The organism is Microvirga sp. P4_G7 (assembly GCF_056401005.1).
The window spans coordinates 1-2,977 of the sequence record NZ_JBFUKD010000486.1 but is presented as its reverse complement, the minus strand read 5'-3'; the positions used below and the strand labels follow the sequence as shown (position 1 = coordinate 2,977).

Below are 2,977 nucleotides of genomic sequence, written 5' to 3'. Positions count from 1 at the left end.
TCTTTCCGCCCTTCGAGCCACGGCTCTTCTTGGCGGTCGTCGAGGTGCTGGTCGCACCCAAGTCACCCGTGAACAGCTGTGTCAGCGGGTTGGTCTTATCGTCTGTCGGCATAACAGCCTCCTTCAAGGGCCTGCGCGTGCAACCGTGACGCTTGCAAGGCAACGTCGTTATACCAAGCGGGTTCCGATTAACGGAAAGTGTAGAAAGTAGAAGAAGCATAATTTCTGTGGATACTTTTTTCCGAAAGCGCATGCGGACTTGCGCAAAAGATGCCGCTGATGAGTCGCGCGTGAGTCATCCTTGAACGACCCAGGATGACGCAAAGCTCTGCCTTCGACGTCATGCAGAACAGTAGAAAATTTTGCCAAAAACAACGTGTTTTCAGCTATTTGAAGTATACCGAAGAATGCACGAAAAAGAGCGCTTCGGTTGCTTGGCCGAGAGGCCGACGAGGGTCTCATCGCAGGTCGCGAACGCACCCGAAGCGGCATCCGCGAATCTTCTTACGTAACGTGAAAGACGACGACAGGTTTGGAGTCATTTTTTATCGCCGGAGGCACCCGAAGGATGATTTCGTCGCGAATCAATTTTGCATTTCGTCCGACGGGGAGGCGAAATCGGAGTCATTTTCGCCGATGCGACCCGCGTGTGGCGCTCTTCACGTCGTCATCCCCAGCCGCTAATCCAGAGCGGACATTCAAACGCCGGGACGATCCGTGACCCATCGCAACATCTTCGCCGTTCTGTTCTGGATGAGCGGCGCGCTCTTGTCCTTTTCGGCAACCGCCGTCGCCGTGCGCGCTTTGTCCGGCGCCTTCTCGGTGTTCGAGATGCTCTCGATGCGAAACGCGGCAGGCATCGTCATCCTGCTCGCACTTGCACTCGTGAGGCCGACGTTGCGCCCTGGCCTGAGAGCGCGGCGGTTCAAACTTCACCTTCTTCGGAACGGGATCCACTTCCTCGGCACAGATGGTTGGGCTTTCAGCCTGACGCTGCTGCCGCTCGCGACTGTTTTCGCGCTCGAGTTCACTCAGCCCGCGATCGTCGCACTCCTCGCGATCCCTCTGCTCCAGGAGCGAATGACCCGAGGACGGTTGGTTGCGATCGTTCTCGGATTTGTCGGCGTTCTCGTCATTCTGCGGCCCGGTATCGCGACGTTGCAGCCGGCCAGCCTGCTCATGTTGGGCGTTGCCGTCTCCTTCGCTCTCGTCGCGATCCTGACAAAGAGGCTGACGATGACCGAGAGCACGTTTTCGATCCTGTTCTACATGAACCTGATCCAGCTCCCACTCAACCTGGCGGGCGTGCGCGATGCGTTCTGGTTGCGTCTCGATCTGTCGCACATCCTCCCGATCGTCGGAATTTGCCTCGGGGGCTTGTTGTCCCACTATTGCCTCACGAATGCCTACCGGCATGGCGATGCGAGCATGGTCGTCCCACTCGACTTCCTGCGCATTCCGCTCATCGCCGTCGTCGGTTGGCAGCTCTACGCGGAACCACTCGATCCCTTCGTCTTTCTCGGCAGCGCCTTCATCATTGTCGGCCTGCTCTACAATTTGCGCCGGGAGGCGCGCGTCGCATGAGCTGGTCGCCGCAACAGGACGCCGCCCTCAAAGCCGTCTCCGAATGGCTGAAGCAGGCCGATCGTCCGGTGTTTCGTCTGTTTGGATATGCAGGCACCGGCAAAACGACGCTGGCTCGCCACATCGCCGAAGACGTCGACGGAGACGTGGCGTTCGGCGCTTACACCGGCAAAGCGGCGCTCGTCCTGCGCAACAAGGGTTGCTCGGACGCCTCGACCATCCACTCCCTGATCTACCGATCCCGTGAATCGGATGAAGGCGGTCCTCAATTCGTCCTCAACCGCCAGAGTCCTGCGGCGAAGGCCGATCTGATCATCATCGACGAATGTTCGATGGTCGACGAGGAGCTTGGTCGCGATCTGTTGTCGTTCGGCAAGCCGGTTCTTGTGCTCGGCGATCCTGCGCAATTGCCGCCCGTGAAGGGTGGAGGGTTCTTCACCGAAGCCGAGCCGGACGTCATGCTTACGGACGTGCACCGACAGGCAAAGGACAACCCCATCGTTCATCTGTCGATGATGGTGCGGGAGGGCGGACGGCTCGAACTCGGCACTTTCGGTGAAAGCCGCGTCATCCGGCGGCGCGAGATCGACGCCGCGATGGTGATGGGAGCGGATCAGGTTCTCGTCGGTCTCAACAAAACGCGACGGCTCTACAACACCCGTCTGCGCGAGCTGAACGGGTATCGCGACCCGATGCCGGCGGCTGGCGAGAAACTGGTTTGTCTGCGGAACGACAAGACCAAGGGTCTTCTCAACGGTGGCACCTGGACGATCCGCGCGTTGCGCGGTCTGCACAACGACTTCCTCAGAATGGACGTCGTCGCCGACGATGACGGCCGCAAGCCGGTCGAGGTTCTGATCCACAAGGCGTTCTTCGAGGGCGGCGAAGAGGACCTCGCCTATGCCCTGCGCCGGGAATCCGACGAGTTCACCTTCGGCTACGCATTGACCGTCCACAAAGCACAGGGTTCGCAATGGGACGATCTCATGCTCTTCGATGAGTCTTATGCATTTCGCGAGCACCGGAGCCGCTGGCTCTATACCGGTCTCACCCGAGCGGCTGAAAGGGTCATCGTCGTTCAGTGAGGGAACTTATCCGCCACGCTTGCACTTATGGAAGCTGAACAGCTCAGTGCAGGGGGACCGCGATCATGCTGAAATGGGCTTTTATTTTTCTCATCGTCTCGCTCGTTGYCGGCGCCCTCGGTTTCACCGGTGTCGCGTCGGGCGCCAAGAGCATTGCGAAGGTCTTGTTCGGACTGTTCCTTGTCCTGTTCCTCATCCTGCTCGTGATGGCATGGACTGCCGGCGAGGTTTTGTTCTAGCGGCCCCGTCGCTAGAGCTTTGCGGCGCGATTCCAGGGTGCCGCAGCGAGGATGCGCTCCATCGTGCAG

Annotated in this window: 3 protein-coding genes; all 3 read left to right on the top strand. The window is 59.4% G+C overall.

From position 1 onward, the window contains the following. The first annotated feature begins 717 nt into the window (after nucleotides 1-717). The 3 genes from AC1DT3_RS16780 to AC1DT3_RS16770 all read left to right on the top strand — a co-directional run bounded on the left by AC1DT3_RS16780 (nucleotide 718) and on the right by AC1DT3_RS16770 (nucleotide 2,908). Complete coding sequence (locus AC1DT3_RS16780) at nucleotides 718-1,584, top strand: DMT family transporter (protein ID WP_477466377.1); 867 nt, start codon at nucleotides 718-720, stop codon at nucleotides 1,582-1,584. Further along, nucleotides 1,581-2,669, top strand: a complete 1,089-nt coding sequence (locus tag AC1DT3_RS16775) for an ATP-dependent DNA helicase (RefSeq protein WP_477466376.1) — start codon at nucleotides 1,581-1,583, stop codon at nucleotides 2,667-2,669. Before AC1DT3_RS16780 ends, AC1DT3_RS16775 begins: the two co-directional genes overlap by 4 nt. 65 nt (nucleotides 2,670-2,734) lie before the next feature. Then, the gene (locus AC1DT3_RS16770) at nucleotides 2,735-2,908 is read left to right on the top strand and encodes a DUF1328 domain-containing protein (RefSeq protein ID WP_477466375.1); all 174 of its coding nucleotides are present in this window, start codon (nucleotides 2,735-2,737) and stop codon (nucleotides 2,906-2,908) included. The last annotated feature ends 69 nt before the right edge of the window (nucleotides 2,909-2,977 follow it).

Excerpts from the sequence above, each read along its gene's own strand:
- AC1DT3_RS16775 (WP_477466376.1), top strand. The coding sequence starts at position 1,581 with ATGAGCTGGTCGCCGCAACAGGACGCCGCCCTCAAAGCCGTCTCCGAA.